11 protein-coding genes are annotated in these 19,127 nt (G+C 34.2%); 6 read left to right on the top strand and 5 right to left on the bottom strand.

Annotated features, from left to right (window positions below):
- Positions 1 to 116 precede the first annotated feature (116 nt).
- From H0I26_RS18170 to secDF, 4 genes are all read left to right on the top strand, one after another.
- The gene (locus tag H0I26_RS18170) at positions 117 to 1,976 is read left to right on the top strand and encodes a hypothetical protein (protein ID WP_218700295.1); all 1,860 of its coding nucleotides are present in this window, start codon (positions 117 to 119) and stop codon (positions 1,974 to 1,976) included.
- 128 nt (positions 1,977 to 2,104) lie between these two features.
- Entirely contained in the window at positions 2,105 to 2,758 is a 654-nt protein-coding gene (locus H0I26_RS18165) for a DUF4412 domain-containing protein (RefSeq protein ID WP_218700294.1), read from the top strand.
- A gap of 119 nt (positions 2,759 to 2,877) precedes the next feature.
- On the top strand, positions 2,878 to 3,468 hold the full coding sequence (locus H0I26_RS18160; RefSeq protein ID WP_218700293.1) for a hypothetical protein: 591 nt from the start codon (positions 2,878 to 2,880) through the stop codon (positions 3,466 to 3,468).
- Between the two features lie 157 nt (positions 3,469 to 3,625).
- Complete coding sequence (secDF, locus tag H0I26_RS18155; RefSeq protein ID WP_218700292.1) at positions 3,626 to 6,637, top strand: protein translocase subunit SecDF; 3,012 nt, start codon at positions 3,626 to 3,628, stop codon at positions 6,635 to 6,637.
- Positions 6,638 to 7,088: 451 nt separating this feature from the next.
- Here the strand turns inward: secDF and H0I26_RS18150 are convergent, their stop codons facing one another.
- The 5 genes from H0I26_RS18150 to folE all read right to left on the bottom strand — a co-directional run bounded on the left by H0I26_RS18150 (position 7,089) and on the right by folE (position 11,145).
- The gene (locus tag H0I26_RS18150; protein ID WP_101020129.1) at positions 7,089 to 7,592 is read right to left on the bottom strand and encodes a DUF192 domain-containing protein; all 504 of its coding nucleotides are present in this window, start codon (positions 7,590 to 7,592) and stop codon (positions 7,089 to 7,091) included.
- A complete protein-coding gene (gene lgt / locus H0I26_RS18145; RefSeq protein WP_218700291.1) occupies positions 7,592 to 8,521 on the bottom strand; it encodes a prolipoprotein diacylglyceryl transferase in 930 nt (309 codons plus the stop codon). Before lgt ends, H0I26_RS18150 begins: the two co-directional genes overlap by 1 nt.
- 187 nt (positions 8,522 to 8,708) lie before the next feature.
- Positions 8,709 to 8,930 carry a membrane protein insertion efficiency factor YidD gene (gene yidD / locus H0I26_RS18140; RefSeq protein WP_218700290.1) on the bottom strand — a complete coding sequence of 74 codons (222 nt, stop codon included), beginning with the start codon at positions 8,928 to 8,930 and terminating at the stop codon, positions 8,709 to 8,711.
- A 43-nt stretch (positions 8,931 to 8,973) separates the two neighbouring features.
- Positions 8,974 to 10,458, bottom strand: coding sequence for a cysteine--tRNA ligase (gene cysS, locus H0I26_RS18135; protein ID WP_218700289.1), 1,485 nt, complete (start codon positions 10,456 to 10,458; stop codon positions 8,974 to 8,976).
- Positions 10,459 to 10,467: 9 nt separating this feature from the next.
- The gene (gene folE / locus H0I26_RS18130) at positions 10,468 to 11,145 is read right to left on the bottom strand and encodes a GTP cyclohydrolase I FolE (protein WP_101020122.1); all 678 of its coding nucleotides are present in this window, start codon (positions 11,143 to 11,145) and stop codon (positions 10,468 to 10,470) included.
- A gap of 198 nt (positions 11,146 to 11,343) precedes the next feature.
- Here folE and H0I26_RS18125 point away from each other — a divergent pair, with 198 nt between their 5' ends.
- Together H0I26_RS18125 and H0I26_RS18120 are read left to right on the top strand one after the other, a co-directional pair.
- Positions 11,344 to 11,820: a hypothetical protein gene (locus tag H0I26_RS18125; RefSeq protein ID WP_218700288.1), complete on the top strand. Its 477-nt coding sequence runs from the start codon at positions 11,344 to 11,346 to the stop codon at positions 11,818 to 11,820.
- A gap of 45 nt (positions 11,821 to 11,865) precedes the next feature.
- A complete protein-coding gene (locus tag H0I26_RS18120) occupies positions 11,866 to 19,059 on the top strand; it encodes a T9SS type B sorting domain-containing protein (RefSeq protein ID WP_218700287.1) in 7,194 nt (2,397 codons plus the stop codon).
- The last annotated feature ends 68 nt before the right edge of the window (positions 19,060 to 19,127 follow it).

The following is a 19,127-nucleotide window of genomic DNA, read 5'->3' as shown; positions in this document are numbered from 1 at the left end:
GTCTGAAAAGACAGTCTTTTTTTTTGAAACCCATTTTGATACTTGATTTTTTTTCTACGTTTTAACTTTAAAAATCCTACTTTTACAACTGGAAATTTTAAAAACCCCACATTATAATGAAAAAACAAATTGCATTAACATTACTATTATTGTTGTTTTTAAACGTTGTATCAGCCCAAGAAAAAAAATGGGAAGTTGATCTTAAAGAACAGTTATACCAAGTTGGTTGGATTGAGCAAACTAATACTGGCGCTATTATCGCTTCTGGAGCTAAAGGATTATTGGCAATGGATAATATTACAGGAGAAATAGTATGGCATAATCAAGAGTTGAAGGGAGTTGATAGAAATTCGTTTTTAAACATAGATGGTTTACCATTATTTTATGTAGAGTATGTTCCAATAGCAGGGAAAACAAGAGGGATTATTGTTAATTCTAGTAATGGGGATATCTTATTTGATACAAAAGGCGAAGGTTATAGAATTAAAAACTTCAATATACTAGCAGATCAAGGTATCATTTTATTTGAGCTTTTAAAAAATAAAGAGCGCATATTAATGAGCTTTAGTCTTAAGACTTGGGAAGAACAATGGATTACAAGTGTAGGAGAAGTGGGAGGTATGTTAACAAAACTTTTTAGCGGCTCTTTTATAGATCAAGGTCCTTATTTTAATAAAAAAGGAGATTTATTAGTTGGTGTTGAAGAGAAAATTTATGCTATAGATATAGCTAGTGGTAACATTAATTGGGAATACGAAGCTAAAAAAGATATAAAAGCTTTAGTGTATTCTGAAGGCAATAGCAGTTTGTACGTAGGTGTTAAAAAGTCTAATAAATTAGTAGTTTTAGATCCTAACACAGGAAGTGATATCACTCCTGGGAAACTTAAATTAAGAGGAACTTTAATTGATATTAGACCTGATAATGATAATAATTTAATTTTAGTAGAAACGGAAGGTTTTAATATAATAGATCCAGCGACTAATGAATTTAAGTGGAAAAAGAGTTTTAAAATAGATTTTTTAGACGAAGTAATTCCATACGAAAATAATTTTATCGCTATTGGTAAAGATGAAGATGATAGTACTATTTCTTTGGTCGATAATAACGGAGATAAAATCTGGACGAGTAAAGTGAAAGGATATGCGTATTACACTTCAGTGATTCCTAAAGGAGTCATGTATATTTCAACAGAACGTTCTAATATCTTAGATTTTGAAAAAGGTAAAGATGTTTGGGATAAAGATGTTAAGTTTAAATCAATTCCTGCAGTTACTTATGATACCAAAGAGGATAAGGTCATTCTATTTGAAAACAAAAAAGCTTATAAGTTTGATTTAAAAACAGGTTTAGTAACTCTTTTTGCTGAAGATGTAGAATTAGAAAAGGTAAAAAGAAAAACACCTTTAGTTGCAGAATATATTGAAGGTGCAGGATATCTAATAAATGCAGATCAACACATGTCGTTATTAGAACCATCAGGACAAGTTAAATACACTAAGTATTATGAGCCACCATCAAATTTAAATGGACTTAAAGGGTTAGCACAATTAGGGTTAAATATTGCAGGTGTAGATTTAGATATACAAGGATCCTTAGATAATATTAGTGCTTTATCATCAATTTCGAATGGTGCTTATGTAACATCGTTAGATCAAAACGGTGCAAGAACTGAAACTTCAAATATTGCAAGTATGTATATAGTTCAAGGTAATAATATGGCTACTGTATTCGAAATTACTAAAAGTAGATACTATAATTCTAAAACAGTAAAGGATCATAAGTTTATTGTTACTAAGGTGAAGGCTGATGATAAACCTACAATACATAAGATATACATGATCAATAAAAAAACAGGTAATCCTGATGCGGAAATTAGCCTTTTGGATAAAACACCAAATTACCTAATTGATGAGGTTGATAATGTCGTTTTTATTAATGAAAACAACCATTTAATTACATCTTATAAGTTTTAATAAAAATAAATAGATAGCAATGTTATCGCTTTCTATTTAAGTTGTAAAATTGTTATAGCATTGTATTTGTCAATAATTAATAAGCACAACAAAACAAAAAAACAATTAATCGAAACAAATTTCACAAAATGAAAAAAATAGTATTTTTATTAGTAGCAGCTTTTAGTTTATCTATGGTTGCACAAGATCAAGTAACAGAAGGTGTTATTATTACTAAAACAACGATGTCTAGTGATAACGAGCAAGCTCAGGCTCAGTTTGATATGATGGGAGAGATGTTGACAACAACTTACTTCAAAGATAAAAACTCAAGAGGAGAGTTAAATAGTCCAATGTCTGGTAACGTTATTACAATTAACAATGATGGCGAAAGTAAAATGTTAGTATTAATGGATAACCCAATGATGGGAAAAAAATATATGTTAACTGATACGACTGAAGCTAAAGAGTTAGCAAAAGATGTTGTTGTTACAGAAGGAGAAGAAGTAAAAACGGTTTTAGGATACGAGTGTAAACAATACATCGTTAAAATGTCGCAAAACGGATCTGATGTAGAAATGGTTATGTTTACTACTGAGGCTATTCCTGTAGCATCACAACAAACTTCAGGTTTAGGAGATAAATTAAAAGGTTTTCCTTTACATATGACAATGAAAGTAAACCAAATGGGAACTGATATGGTTATCATATCGGAAGTGACTGAAATTAAAAAAGAAACGGTTTCTGAAGATAAATTTAAGGTCGATGTTCCAGAAGGATACGAGAAAATGGAAGGACAATAGTCTTTTATATACTATATGATAAAAAAAGAGCAGCGTAATAGCTGCTCTTTTTTTGTTTTAAACCCTATTTATTTACATAAAGATTATAGTAGTACAAGCTTATTTTTTATATTTGGCGCATGAGGTCAAAATGGTACTTTTGTGCATTACTTACTGCGCTTACAATTTTTGTTGTTAGTCAACAACAAATTACTGTACCTAATCAAGAAATTATATTTCAATTTACGGATAATCAAACTACTGTTTCTCAAACAGAAGCGACTATTTCTGTTATTAAAAGTCAACTTAGAAGCATTGGTGTCAATGATACACAAGTACTTCATGACAATGGAGTATTAAAAATAACGTATTATAGTGATGCCTCTATTGAAAGTGTAAAATCAGTTTTATTAAAAGAAAAACTAATCGCATTGGTTAGTCAAAATAATCAATCTGATAGTCCGGCAAACAATAATTATAAATTTGATGTTTTTGAAATCAAAACAGCAACGGAATCGGGAGTTGGTTTTGATGGTAAATATATTGTAGAGTTCAAACAAGACTATACTAGAGCCTCTCAGGTTACTGTATCTTTTTCAGGCATCACTGAAATTATATTACAACTAAATCAGTCACAAGTTGTGGCTAAAAAAGTCAATACTAATATCTCTATTAGTATTGATAAAGGAACTTTTAATATTCCAGAAGGTAGAGCAGGACCGACTGTTTAACGATTTTAATATAAAATCGATTACCACCTTGAAAGCCTTAAATAACGTTTGTTTAAGCTTTAAACAATTCATTTTAAATCATTAAAAATATTGTCAAATCTTCACGCATCTTATATATTTGCGCGATCAAAACATTTGACATTAAATAAACAAAACCATGCAAAATAAAGGATTAGTAAAACTATTCGCTGTATTGTTTGGGTTGGTAAGTATCTACCAACTGTCTTTCACATTTAAAAATAATGCGATTGAAAACAATGCAACAGAATTAGCTGAAAGTAAAATTGAAGCAGGAGCCAAAGACCGCTCTGCAAAAGTAAATGACTATGCTGCTAAATATTTAGACACATTAGCAACATCAAAAGAGAGCGTTTTTCTTGGAAACACTTACGGAGATGTTAAGCAAAACTCAATGAAGTTAGGTCTTGACCTTAAAGGAGGATTAGAAGCAATACTTCAAATCTCTGTTAGAGATTTATTAACAGGATTGTCAAACGATAGTAAGGATCCTACATTTAAAAAAGCATTAGACGATGCAGACGAAATTCAGAAAGATAGTCAAAACACATATCTAGAAGATTTCTTTTCGGCATTCGATGCTATAAAAGGAGATAAGAAATTAGCGTCTCCAGATATTTTTGCAAACAGAGCATTAGTAGGAGAGATTGATCTTAATATGTCAGATAGTGATGCTCAAGCAGTTTTAGCGACTAAAGTTGACGAGTCTATTGTGTCTGCTTTTGAAGTATTACGTAAGCGTATTGATGAGTTTGGTGTCACTTCTCCAAACATCCAACGTTTAGGTAACACCGGGCGTGTATTATTAGAATTGCCAGGTGTAAAAGATGTCGCACGTGCAACTGAGTTGATTACAACAACAGCCCAATTAGAGTTTTGGGAAGGTCTTAAAGGAGAACAATTTAATCAGTTTTTAGTGTCTGCAAATGAGTTATTAAAAACAAAGTTAAAAGATACTACTACAAAAGCAGATGCTGATGGAGAAGTAAAAGAATTAACTGAAGAAGAAAAAGCAATAGCAGCTTTAACAGGTGAGGAAAACGAAACAATTAATGAAGTTAATCCATTAATTGATTTAATTGCTGGACCAGGGTTTGGAGCAACACTAGCACAATTTAATATAGCAGATAAAGACAAAGTAGCAAGCTACTTAGCAATGCCAGAAGTATTAGCGTTATTGCCATCAGAATTAAAACATACTAAATTTTTATTTGGAAAACCATCTGAAGATAGTGAATTAGTAGACCTATTTGTATTAAAAGGTACTAGAGATAAAGTACCGCCATTAAATGGTGCTGTTGTAACGGATGCACGTCAATCTTATGATCAAGCTAACAGGGTAGTGGTTAGTATGCAAATGAACAGTAAGGGTGCTAAGATTTGGGAGCAAATGACAGGAGAAGCTTTTAAAACTCAAGGTCAAATTGCTGTTGTTTTAGATAACACGGTATACTCTGCGCCATCGTCAAACTCTGGACCAATTGCGGGAGGAAGTACAGAGATTTCTGGAAGCTTTAATTTAAGCGAAGCAACAGATTTAGCAAATGTATTACGTGCAGGTAAATTACCAGCTCGTGCAGAAATTATTCAGAGTAGTGTAGTTGGACCATCTTTAGGTCAAGAAGCTATTGATAGTGGTACAATGTCATTTGGTATTGCATTAGCATTAGTTTTAATCTGGATGGCGTTTTACTATGGTAAAGGAGGTTTGTTTGCTGACATCGCGATGTTATTCAACATCTTATTAATATTTGGTGTGTTATCAGGTATTGGAGCAGTATTAACACTTCCTGGAATTGCAGGTATCGTATTAACTATTGGTATGTCTGTGGATGCAAACGTACTTATTTTTGAACGTATCAGGGAAGAGTTATCGAAAGGGAAAGACCAAAAAATAGCCATAAAAGATGGATTTAGTAATGCATTATCTTCAATTTTAGATGCCAACATTACAACAGGTTTAACAGCTTTAATCTTATTTATTTTTGGTACAGGTCCAATTAAAGGATTTGCAACGACTTTATTAATAGGTATTGGTACATCATTATTTACTGCGATTTTTATTACTAGATTATTAGTAGATTGGTATGCAAATAGAGGTGGTAAATTAGAATTCTCAACAGGATTAACTAAAAACTTATTTAGAAACATTAATATCGAATTCCTTACAAAACGTAAAGTTGCTTATATTATTTCTGCAGTAGCATTAGTAGTAAGTTTAGGATCTTTATTTACTAATGGTTTAGATCAAGGTATTGATTTTGTTGGAGGACGTACCACTCAAGTTCGTTTTGCAGAACCAGTAAGTGCAGTTGAGATAGAAGGACTTTTATCAGCACAAGATGTGTTTGGAAGTGCTACTGTAAAAACTGTTGGAGATGATAATAACTTAAAGATCTCAACGAAATATAAAATTAACGAAACAGCTAACGAAGTAGACGAGGAAGTAAGACTTAAAATATATAACACCTTACAACCTTATTTAAAAGGCGTGTCTTTTGAAGCGTTTAAAGACTTATCAAAAGCAGATAAGCAAGTTGGTATTATGGATCAATACAAAGTAAGTCCATCTATTGCAGACGATATTAAGCAAGCTTCTTTTTGGGCTGTATTAGGATCATTAATAGTCGTTTTCTTATATATCTTATTCCGTTTTAAAAGATGGCAATTTTCACTTGGTGCGGTAGCAGCAGTATTCCACGATGTTATCATCGTATTAGGGGTATTCTCTTTAACATACAAGTTTATGCCATTTTCAATGGAAATCGATCAAGCATTTATTGCAGCAATCCTTACAGTAATTGGATACTCGTTAAATGATACGGTGGTTGTCTTTGATAGAATTCGTGAATTTTTCAACGAGCACACAGAGTGGCCATTTACTAAAGTAATTGATACATCATTAAGTAGTACTTTAAGTCGTACGTTAAATACGTCTTTAACTACTTTAGTCGTATTATTAGCAATCTTTATTTTTGGAGGAGACTCAATTAGAGGATTTATGTTCGCTTTAATCATTGGTGTCGTTGTAGGTACATACTCATCATTATTTATTGCAACGCCAATCATGTATGACTTTGTTAAAAAAGGAAATGCAGCAGACGCATTAAAAAAGAAAGAAGTAGTGGTTGACGAAACAGTAGTGAAGTAGTCATAAACTAAACAGTATAAAAAAAGAGCCTTTCTATTAATTTAGAAAGGCTTTTTTGTTTTGCGTCATTGCGAGTAGAGCGAAATACTCTTTTTAAAGCAATCAATATGATTTTTTAGGGCGTTACCCACTTTTGCTGTTATTGGCAAAAGTGCGTCAGGCTTTCCGCTACAATCTTTTTGATCGTACCTCACAAAAAGGATTTCCACATCAATCCTTAACGCGACCTCAGAGGTAATATAAACCTTTTACTAAACGAATGGCCTTAGTGTTTAGTCCGTTAATTATAACCTCAAATACTAAAAGTGTTATTGTTTTATAATACTGTGATCTTGTTTAGTGGATATTCAATCTAATAAAGGGTATGCAGAAAGCAAATTTAAGGACACAAAAAAAAGCCTAATTGTAATAGTAACAATTAGGCTTTTTTTATATAATCTAAATATTAATTTTATTTTTCTAAGAGGTATTCAAAATAGTCCATTTTGTCTCCTACATCAAGTAGTAGCTTTTGTGCCATTCCTGCATTAAGCTCTAAAACAAATTGGGCTGGTGTATTAGAAGGTAAACCACTTTCGTCCATTGGTTTTGCGTTTTCTTGAAAACTAACAATACGTTTGTTGTGATCAAAAAAGATAAGGTCTAAAGGGATACGTGTATTTTTCATGTAAAATGAGCGTTGCTTTACATCAGGGAAAACAAACAACATCCCTTGATTATCTTTCATACTGTCACGATACATTAAGCCCGTTTGTATCTCGTAATCTGTCTTAGCAACCTCAATGTTAAATACCTTAGCAATAGTATCTGTAGCGCCTTTAAAAAGCGTTAATTCTCCTTCTTTCTTAAAGTCAATTTTTACGGGTGCAACAGGCTTGTCTTCTTTGCAAGATGTAAAACCAAGTGTTAAAGTGCATAATAAAAGAAGGGTGGTAAATTTAAAATAGTGTTTCATTATTTGATAGCAGTTTTAGGTTTAAAGACAAACATAAAATAAAGACCAATTAAAATAAATGGCACACTTAACCATTGTCCTGTGTTAAGTCCAAACCAATTGATAAACTCATCACCTTGTGGCTCTTTAACAAACTCGACAAAAAATCTAACACTCCAAAGTAGTATTAAAAATAATCCGAATAAAAATCCGGTTTGATCTTTTTTGGTCGTTTTAGTATAAATAAACCATAGTATCAAAAATACAAAAATGTAACAAAACGATTCGTATAATTGTGCAGGATGTCTAAAAGGTACCGCTTCTAGTAATGGCGCCATGTTTGGATTATCAGTTATAGAAGCATAGGCTTTTTTAACGTCTTTAATTCCCGTTTTTTGTACGATCTCATATTTGTTGTAAAAGTTTTGTACAAAGCGAACACCAAAGTCAGAGTCAGTAATTTTTCCAATGATTTCAGAATTAATAAAATTACCTAATCTAATAAATATGGCACCCGAAGCTACAGGTATAACAATACGGTCTAAAATCCACATTAATGATTTGTAATTGTATTTTTTGCGGTATAAAAACATACCAATAATAATACCTATTGCTGCACCATGACTTGCTAATCCTTGAAAGCCTTGAAATTCGAAACCACCTCTGAATTTAAATGGTAGAAAGACGCTAAAAAAGTCTTGCGAAAATAATTCAGGTTGATAAAATATAACATGTCCTAGACGTGCACCAAGCATGGTTGCAAGGACAGTGTGTATAAATAGAGGATCTAAAAATTCTAACTTTATTTTTTCACGTTTGAAAATATATTTCATTATAGCATGTCCTATAACAAATGCAGCAATCCACATTAAGCTATAAAAATGTATTTTAAAATTTCCTATAATATCGATTCCTGTTAACGGATTCCAATCGAATTTAAGTATGTACATAGTTTATTTTTTGGAGTTGTAAATATAGCATTTATGCTTTATTTATCAGAATTACTTAGCAAAGGTTTAGCAATAAATTAAAGAAGAGACTAAAAGCTTGTACGCTTGCGTTAAGGATGGAAGTGGCATCCTTTTTTATTTTTCTTAAAAAAGATATAACGGACAGCCTGTTAAAACGCCCAAATAATTACGGTACGGGGTCGTAACCGCTACCGCCCCATGGATGACAACTAAAAATACGTTTGATACTTAGTTTTAATCCTTTAAGTAGTCCATGTTTTTGTAACGCTTCTTTACTGTAACTTGAACAGGTGGGTTGATATCTACAAGTTGCTGGTGTAAAGGGGGAAATCAGGGTTTGATAAACCTTAATTAAAAATAAAAAGGGAGCGATTAGTATTTTTTTCATAATAAAAAAGTCCTCTCGTAAAGAAAGGACTTTGTTAATTTATTTAATTCGTAGAAAAGGTTGTGCCTTCTCTACCATCGTTAAGTTGTATGCCCGCCTCTGCTAGCTCATCTCTGATTTGATCGGATAAAGCAAAGTCTTTATTGACTCTAGCTTCTTGACGTAGTTTGATTAATAATTGTACGGCTCCAGATAATTTATCTGTTCCGGCTCCAGCTGCTGATTTGTCGTTTTTTAATCCTAAAATATCAAAAACAAAAGCATTGACTGTTGTTTTAAAAGTCTCTAAATCTTTTTCGGATATAGTTTCAGACCCTTCTTTTATCTGATTGATATATTTAACACCTTCAAATAAGTTTGCAATGGCAATTGGTGTGTTAAAATCATCATTCATGGCATCATAACATTTTTGCTTCCAAGCGTCAATGTTTATTGTAGATGTTTTTGATGTTTTTAAATGGTCTAGTTGGCTTACGCCTTCCATCAAACGATTGTACCCTTTTTCACTGGCTAATAGACCGTCATCAGTAAGGTCTAAAATACTGCGGTATGATGATTGTGCTACGAAAAATCTGATAACACTTGGTGTGTAGGCTTTACTAAAAAAGGCATTATTACCGGATAATAACTCGTCAGGATTTACAGTGTTACCCGTAGATTTAGACATGCGTTGTCCGTTAAGCTCTAGCATGTTGGCGTGCATCCAATAGTTTACTGGAGATTTTCCTAGTGCTGCTTGATTTTGAGCAATTTCGCACTCGTGATGCGGGAACTTTAAGTCCATTCCACCACCATGGATATCAAAATGATCGCCAAGATATTTAGTACTCATAGCAGTACATTCTAAATGCCATCCAGGAAAACCGTCACTCCAAGGTGAGGGCCAACGCATGATGTGCGTAGGTTCTGCTTTTTTCCAAAGGGCAAAATCTTGTGGATTTTTCTTGTCCGATTGCCCGTCTAGTGCTCTAGTGTTATGTATTAAATCTTCTAACTTACGTTTGCTTAAAATGCCGTAATTGTTAGTTTCGTTGTATTTATGGACATCAAAATAGACAGAACCATTAACTTCGTAACCAAAACCATTATCAATAATGGTTTTAATTAGCTCTATCTGCTCGATAATATGACCGGTTGCGGTAGGCTCTATACTTGGCGGTAAAAAATTAAATGTGTTTAATATGTTATGGAAATCGACAGTGTAGCGTTGTACAACTTCCATAGGTTCGATTTCTTCTAACCTTGCCTTTTTAGTAATTTTGTCTTCACCTTCGTCGGCATCATTTTCTAAATGTCCAGCATCGGTAATATTTCTAACATAGCGGACTTTGTATCCCAGATGTTTAAGGTACCTGAATATCACATCAAAGGACATAAAGGTTCTCACGTTTCCTAAATGGACATTACTGTAAACGGTTGGTCCACAAACATACATGCCAATATAACCTTCGTTAATAGATTTAAAGTTCTCTTTTTCTCCTGTTAAGGAGTTGTATATTTTTATGTTTTGATGCTTGTAAAGTTCCATTGCTGTTTACTAAAATTTTGTCTCCAGTTTGATATATTCTAAGAATTCGCGTCTAGTAGATTTCTTTTTAAATTGTCCTCCAAATTCTGACGTTACTGTGCTGCTTTCAATATCTCTAATTCCTCTAGAGTTTACACATAAGTGTTTTGCATCTATAACACAAGCAACATCATCCGTACCTAAAGCTTCTTGTAGTTCTTTAACAATTTGTATGGTCAATCGCTCTTGTACTTGTGGGCGTTTTGCATAATAATCTACAATACGATTCATTTTAGACAACCCAACTACAGTACCGTTAGAAATATAAGCAACATGTGCACGTCCTACTATAGGAAGTAAATGATGCTCGCAAGTAGAATAAACGGTTATGTTTTTTTCTACTAGCATTTCTCCGTATTGATATTTGTTATCAAAAGTCGATGCTTTTGGTTTTTTATCTGGGTGTAATCCTCCAAAAATCTCGTTAACAAACATTTTTGCAACACGGTTAGGTGTCCCTTTTAAGCTGTCGTCAGTTAAATCTAAACCTAAAGTCTCTAATATTTTAGTAACGTCTTTTTTTATACTCTCAATTTTATCAGCATCTGATAAGTCAAAAGCATCCGCTCTTAATGGAGTATCGTGATTTGTGCCAATATGGTTTTCGCCAATAGCATCGTTGTCGTCTATATTGTTTTCAATCTTCATTTAAATAAAGTCTGTAAAATGGTGTTTAAAATAGTTTGCAAAGATAAACAATAAATAAATTTGATTGAGGGTAGGGTTTTGTTAAATGTACTTGTTATATGGGTAAGAATAGGAAAAACCTAAATTAAGGTCGTAATATTAACATAATGTTAATTAAAATTTTCTTAATTTTCAAACCTAATTATATCCTAAAAAACCATGAAATTTAAAGTTTTCTTTACACTAGCATTTGGATTATTGTTGTTTGCTCAGCAAGGAGTAGCACAAACCCAAAAGAAACAACAAACACAATTAGTTAAATATAAGAAAAATGTTGCGGCACCATTAACAGCAAAAGAAATGGGTATGCTGCAGGAGGTTTATCAAGATAAATTACAAACTTATGTTTTAAGTAATCCACAACGTGTAAAAGACTTTAAACATTTGCTTAGAAACAGAGTGTCCATAAAAAAAATACCAAGTTTAGTTGGTAATAAAAATAAGTATCAACTTATTAGTGACGCGGGGCTTTTTAATAATTATAACGGTACTCTAGTTATGGATAAAAGTTATGACCCTTCAACTTTTAATGTCTTGAAATATAATCTTCAGTTTTTTGGAATTGGGTCAAGTATTTACAGGATAGATAATACGGAGTATTTTATTATTATCAAGTCTCAAACCATTACAAAATAACCTGCAAATTAGTTTACACCAACGATGTATCATAAACACAAACCAATGAAAAAGTTTTTAGTAGCCCTTATTTTATTAAATTCATTTATTGCTTTATCGCAAGATGTACTTATGCAAAGCACAACAGTTAGTCAATGTGGAGGCGTATTTTACGATTCAGGAGGGCCGTCTGCCAACTATTCTGATAATGAGAGTTTTATTTTGACTATTTGCCCTGATACACCAGGGAATTTAGTCCAATTAGATTTTACAGCTTTTAGTACAGGATTGAATACCGATATTATGACCATTTATAATGGTGATGATGTTTCTGCACCAGCATTTGGACAATTTACGGGGGGGGGAGCTTCTGCTAATCCTGGACTTGTAACAGCAACAGCTGCAAATTTATCAGGATGTTTAACTATTGAATTTACTTCCGATGGAGCTCCGAATGCAGCAGGATGGGCAGCAAATATTTCTTGTTTTGAGCCTTGTCAAACAATTGTTTCTCAGTTGGACAGTGCGTCACCAGCACCAAATGGAGATGGTTATATTTGGGTTTGTCCAGGAGAAGATATTACATTAAACGGAAGTGCAAACTTTTCTGTCGATGGTACAGGAGCTACTTACGAATGGGATTTAGGAGATGGGAACTTTATTTCGGGACAATCGGCAACGTTTTCGTACACAACACCAGGCGTGTATATTGTTAACTTAAATGTGAATGATACTAACACTAATACAGACCCTTCAGGTTGTACAAATACTAATTTAATTAATCAAGTTGTGCAAGTTGGTACAGAACCTGATTTTACGGGAACAGAGGCAGTAGATAGCGTAATTTGTTTTGGCGATTCTACTACTATAAACGGTGTCGTTACACCAACTGAATTTATCAACAGTTGTACATCACCTGTTAGTGGTGTTACAGTTTTACCAGATTTATCTGGTGCAACTTATGAAACATCAATAACAGTTGATTGCTATGATTCTGCTCAAACTTTAACTGATGTTAATCAGATTGTTAGTGTTTGTATTAATATGGAACATTCTTTTTCAGGAGATTTAGACATATTTATTATTGGCCCTACAGGAGCTGAAACTCAACTTTATGATCAAGCAGGTGGAGGTACCTATTTTGGAGGTGCGGATAATTTAGATAATCAAATACCTGGAGTGGGAGCAGATTATTGCTGGTCTGCTAATGCAGCAACAACAGTTAATAATGGGGCTACAATTACGGCAGGTACAAATCCTCCTGGTAATTCTTGGGCACCTGGTACTTATCTGCCTACAGGCTCTTTTAATTCTTTGTTAGGAAGCCCTTTAAATGGAGATTGGACCATTCGAGTGGTTGATAATTTATCAGTAGATGATGGAACAATTTTTTCATGGAATATAGAGTTTGATCCAGCTTTACAACCTCCAGAATTATCTTTTACACCAGTTACTGTTACAGAGGGATGGGATGCTGACCCTTCAATAATAAGTACATCAGGAAATGATATTACGGTGCAACCGGCTACAGCAGGAACCCATTGTTATACTTATAGAACTACAGATGATTTTGGTTGTGAATATACAGAGGTCGTTTGTATCGATGTTTTACCGGAATTAGATAATGGGTTACCTAATGATTTGTTTTTATGTAATCCAGGAGCATTACCATATATTTTCGATTTAACAGAAAATGATGCAGTTATTACTGCGCCATCTGCTGTTTCTGGAGACTTGAATATTACTTATTATGAAAATCAAACTGATGCAACCAATGGAACTTCAGCAATTGCGACACCTACAAATTATAGTTCGTCTGCTGTTTTAGGGGTGCCTCAAACTATTTATGTTAGAATAGAATACTTAAATTCGGGTTGTTTTGAAACCGAAATGTTCACTTTAAACATAACAACGCAGCCAATAATTAATCCTGCGCCAAATATGATTACTTGTGATGATGTCTCAAATGATGGTTTTGAAGCTTTTGATTTAGAAAGTCAAAATACAGCTATCTTAGGAACGCAATCTTCGACAAGTTTTGTAGTCACGTATTATTTAAGTTTTGCCGAAGCTAATGCCGGTGTTGCTGGTACAGAATTGGTTAGTGATTATACTAATACAGTTAATCCTCAAGAAATTTATGTAAGAGTGCAGGTTATAGGTAATGATGCATGTTATACTGCATCTGCTTTACCAGTTTTTGAATTAATTGTAAATCCTTCTGATGATTCATCATTTGTGGTCGCACCAAATTGTTCAGGTGGAACAGTGAGTGGTATTGTTACCCCTGGAGGAACATTTGCTTTAAACCCTGATTTAGGTGATGGAGCAACAATAGACACAATAACGGGAGAAGTAACTAATGGTATCTCTGGAACTAGTTACACTATACAATATACTACTACGGGGACATGTCCATCATCTACAGATGAAGTTTTAGTCGTGCAAACAACAGATGATGCATCCTTTACTATGGTGCCTTCTTGTGATGGGGGAACTGTTGATACTGTCGCTACTCCTGGAGGAACTTATGCTTTTAATCCAGCGGTAACAGGCCCTGAAGTAATAGACTCAGTTACAGGAACAATAACTAATGGAACTCCTGGTACAACGTATACAGTGGAATACACGACTGCGGGAATTTGTCCTGATAGTAGCACACAGTCTGTAACAGTTTATCCAGTTGAAGATGCTACTTTTTCTGTAATTGAAAATTGTGATGGAGCAACAATGAATATTATTGGAGATACAGGAGGAACCTTTGTCTTTAATCCAATAAATACAGATGGAGCAATTATAGATGCGTTAACAGGGGAGGTTACAAACGGTGTTCCGGGAGCAACGTACACTGTTGAGTATACAACTTCAGGTCCTTGTTCTGATAATAGTTTCCAAAACGTAACAGTTTTAAATCAAGATGATCCAGCATTTACGGTCTTACCAGATTGTAATGGTGGTATCGTAGATTCTGTAATTACACCAGGAGGAACTTATGTATTCAATCCTGCAGTAACAGACACGGCAGTAATAGATGTTAATACAGGTACAGTAACGTCGGCAACTCCAGGAGCAAGTTATACTATTGAGTATACAACTGCTGGAGCATGTATACAATCAAGTACTCAAGTATTAAATGTACTTCCTGCAGATGATTCTTCATTTACTTACACACCAACATGTGATGGAGCAATAGCTACAATTACAGGTTTAACAGGTGGAGTGTTTACATTTAATGTGTCTCCTGTTGCAGGTGATGTGGCCGTTTTAGATGCCGCTTCCGGTTTAATTACGGGAGGAGGTTCTAATGTTACATATAACATTGATTATACGACTAATGGATCTTGTCCAACAACCACCACAATTGCGGTTACAGTTTATCCAGAACCTGTAGCGGTAACCGCTTCGCCATTATCAGTTTGTGATGATGGTACACCAGATGGCTTAACCTCAATAGATTTAAGTCTTAAAAATAATGAAATAAGTGGGGGGAATCCAGCGTATGCTGTAACATATTATTTGACACAGTTAGATGCAGATATGGCAATGAATGCATTACCAATACCCTATGACAATATTAGTAATCCACAAACGGTATTTGTTAGAGTTGAGGATGTAAATACAACATGTTACACAACCACGACTTTACAATTAGAAGTAGAGCAAGCACCAATCACTTTTGCGCCAACAGATTTAGTAGTTTGTGATCCAGATAGTGATGGGTTTAGTGTCTTTACATTAACAGACTCTGAAGCTCAAATCACAGGCGGGGTACCAGGGTTATCAGTAACTTATCATGAAACAGTTAGTGATGCACAGCTTAATGTTAACCCATTAACAAGTCCTTACAATAATATCGTAGAGGATGTTCAGGTGGTTTATGTGCGTGTTGAAAGTGCAACTATAACAACTGCATGTGCTAGTTATGAAGATTTAGTGCTAATCGTCAATCCAACGCCTCAAATAACTGATCCAAGTCCATTGGAGGTTTGTGATAATGATGCAGACGGCATTGCTCTATTTGATTTAGAGTTAAATAATCCGGAAATACTAAATCAGTTAGATACAGATACGACTAACGATTTAGCAACTGTAGATTATACAATTACCTTTTATACGACAGTAGCAGATGCGGCAGTACCACAAAATGCAATAGCGACCCCAAATGCATTTACTAATACAACGGTAAATATGCAAACGATTTGGGTTGTAATAACGGATAATGCTAATGGATGTTCAACAACAACACCAATGGATTTAATAGTCAATCCATTACCAGTGTTAGTACAGCCAACACCATTAGAGTTATGTAATGATACTGATTTACCAGGAGAAGTTCCAGCACTAGCGCAAGAAGCATTTACTTTGGAAGATGCTAATGCACAAATTTTAAATGGACAAACAGGAATTACATTAACGTATTACTTTACTCAAACGGGAGCAAGTAATGGTACCGCTTCTGATCAAATTTTCAGTCCTTATGTTAATACGGCTAATGCACAAACAGTTTATGTAAGAGCAGAAGATAATGTGACAGGATGTATTAGTACAATTACCTTAAATTTAAGAGTTAACCCAACCCCTTCACCAGAAGCTAATCCAAGTACATTAATAGAATGTGATAGTGATAATGATGGATTTGCTCTTTTCGATTTAGACAGTCAAACGATAAGTATCTTAAATGGCGAGTCAGGTGTTAGTATTAGCTATCACGAAACAGAAGCAGATGCCACTAGCGACATTAATCCGTTAACTAGTCCATACACCAATATTGTACCTAGTAACCAAAATGTATACGTACGTGCAGAAAATGATATAACAGGTTGTTTTACAATAGTTATTTTACCATTAGATGTGCAGCCTTCACCAGTTGTGCCAATAACAATAGACGATTACATAGTGTGTGATGATAATAATGATGGTTTCAATCAGTTTGATTTTGATACCGTTATGACACCACAAATTTTAGGGACACAAAATCCTGCAGATTTTACTTTAACGTATCATACTACAGCACTAAATGCAGAGAGTGGAAATAGTCCAATAGTTAACACTAGTAATTATACCAATGTGACTAATCCTCAAACCATTTATATCCGATTAGTTAGTAATACAAATGGTTGTGTGACCACGGGACAGTTTGAAATTATAGTCGAATTTCCTCCAGTATTAGTACAGCCAACACCATTAGCTATTTGTGACGAGTTAGATGCTAATTATTATGAAAACAACGATGACATCGCTACCTTTGATTTAACGGTTAAAAATGACGAAATCATAGCTGGGAATGTGAGTTGGATAGTCGCGTATTATGAGACACAAGCAGATGCACAAGCCGACGTTAATGTCATTGCAGATCCAACACAATATACTAACATGATGGTTGGTACTAATCCAGCAAATCCTCAAACGGTTTATGTTAGAGTTACCAATTCTATCACAGGGTGTTTCTCATTTACGACTTTAACTATACGTGTGTTACCAAATCCAACACCATTAGAAAATCCAGATAATATCGAGTTGTGTGATGATGTTAATATTGTAGGACCAAACGATTTAATCGAACTCTTTGATTTAACTCAAGATGCGGCAGTTATATTAAATGGCGAAGGTATTAATCCAAGTGATCCAAGACATTTAAGTTATTATACGGATTTAGATAACGCTTTAATGGGGACAACGCCAATAGCAGATCCAACAATGCATAGCAATGAAGATCCAACAAATCCAGGAGTAGCTATTACACCACAAACTATTTATGTGCGTGTAACAAATGGAACGGACGAAATAGGAACATCAGGAACAGGTTGTTATACCATTGTTAGTTTTGATATCATCGTTAATCCATTACCAGAGGTTAGTCCAATCGAAGACTATATCTATTGCGAGTTATTTAGTGATGGTCAATATGGATTTGATTTAGTAAGTAAAACAGACGAAATTTTAGGTACGCAAAGTGCTACAGATTTTACATTGACGTTTTATGCAGCAGATGGTACTACTATTGGTAATCCATCAAACTATACTAATGCTACTAACCCAGAAATCATCTCTGTAGATATTACAAATAATCTTACAGGTTGTATCGCTAGAACAAGTTTTACGATCGAGGTACAAGAGGGTGCACAAGCTAATCCTGATATGGCTCCAATTGTTTACGAGTTATGTGATGACAATATGGAAACCGATGGGGATACTACAAATGATAGTACACCGTTTGATTTAGTTACTCAAAATCCAGATGTTTTAGATGGACAAGATCCAGCAAACTATATTGTAAGTTACTATGCAACGCAAGCGGATGCAGATGCAGCAATAGATCCTTTACCATTATTATATGAAAACATAATTAACCCACAAGTTATTTATGTCCGTGTAGATAATGATACAATGATTGATGATGGCTCAGGAACCGGAACCATGGTTGATACTTCAATATGTTATGAAACAGCAGAACTAACCTTACAAGTTAACCCATTACCAGAGGTTGAGTTAGAGGCAAGTTATTTATTATGTATCAACACTAATGGTACAGAAGTAGTGAGCGCACCAATAATCGAAACAGGATTAAATACGACGGACTATACTTTTGAATGGTTATTAGAAAACGTTACTATTCCAGGAGAAACCGGAAATAGTTTAGAACCAACGCAAGGTGGTAACTACTCTGTGATTGTTACTGATATTAGTTCAAGTAGTGTTACAATGTGTCAAACAGTAGCTACAACTATAGTTGAAGAAAGTGAACCACCAACAATAGCTGTAGAGTTATTAACAGAAGCGTTTGCAGAAGTGCATAATATTTATGTCACTGCAACAGGTAGTGGAAGTTCAGTATACGAATTTAGTATCGACGACGGACCATGGGAAGTTAATATGCCCAATGATGGGACGTATACCTTTACCGATGTTGGCGCAGGAGACCATATTGTAACGGTAAGAGATATCAATGGTTGTGGAGAGTCTAGTTTACCAATCTCTATAATGGATTATCCACACTTCTTTACACCAAACGACGATGGCTTTAATGATACGTGGAATATCTACGGAATCGATGATCAGCCTGATGCCGTGATTTACATCTTTGATCGTTATGGAAAGTTATTAAAACAACTAAGTCCAACAGGACTAGGATGGGATGGAACGTATAACGGCAACCCAATGCCAACTAGTGACTATTGGTTTACGGTTGACTATAGAGAGCCAAACGATCCAAATAATAGTAAAAAACAATTTAAGGCACACTTTACCTTAAAACGATAAACTAAAATAGTGACCTAATCACTATAACTAAAAAAAAGCCTGAACATATGTTCAGGCTTTTTTTTATA

The sequence above is a fragment of the Olleya sp. HaHaR_3_96 genome (genome assembly GCF_019278545.1).
Taxonomy (GTDB): domain Bacteria; phylum Bacteroidota; class Bacteroidia; order Flavobacteriales; family Flavobacteriaceae; genus Olleya.
The sequence above is the reverse complement of the archived record's forward strand: the minus strand, read 5'-3'. Positions and strand labels throughout refer to the sequence as shown.